The sequence below is a fragment of the Marinobacter sediminicola genome (assembly GCF_031157525.1).
Taxonomy (GTDB): Bacteria; Pseudomonadota; Gammaproteobacteria; order Pseudomonadales; family Oleiphilaceae; genus Marinobacter; species Marinobacter sediminicola.
In genome coordinates this window covers 1-552 of the sequence record NZ_JAVIXR010000035.1, presented here as the reverse complement: position 1 = coordinate 552, position 552 = coordinate 1, and the positions used below count along the sequence as shown (strand labels likewise).

The following is a 552-nucleotide window of genomic DNA, read 5'->3' as shown; positions in this document are numbered from 1 at the left end:
TTACCCGGGCCGTTTCAAAGCCGACGCCAGCGGCCAGCCGTTTACCGAAGCCAGGCTGGACGCCCTCAGAAACGACGCCAGCACCGCCACCGGCGCGAGCAACCGCGCAGACTTCACCTGCGGTGCCAAAACCGAACTCACCGAACACGACAACCCCAAGTTGAATCGGGACTGGTTGCTTACGGCGGTTACCCACACCGGTAAACAGCCCCAAGCCATGGAAGAAGAGGGCGGTTCTGGCCCCACTACCTACCACAACACCTTCAGTGTCGTACCCGCCGACAAAACCTGGCGGCCAACGGTTAGCCATCGCCCTCTGATGGACGGCCCGCAAATCGCCCTGGTGACCGGCCCGGAAGGGGAAGAAATCCACTGCGATGAATTTGGCCGGGTAAAAGTGCGCTTCCCCTGGGACAGATACAGCAAGAACGACGAACACAGCAGCGCCTGGTTGCGCGTAAGCCAGGGTTGGGCCGGCGGCCAGTATGGCTTCATGGCCCTGCCCAGAATCGGCAACGAAGTGATCGTCTCCTTCCTCGATGGCGACCCGGA

At 61.8% G+C, this 552-nt stretch carries 1 protein-coding gene; it reads left to right on the top strand.

Annotated features, from left to right (window positions below; translation table 11 throughout):
* Window positions 1–552, top strand: a 552-nt coding sequence (gene tssI / locus RG807_RS17680; RefSeq protein WP_309046054.1) for a type VI secretion system tip protein TssI/VgrG, incomplete at both ends; no start/stop codon positions are given.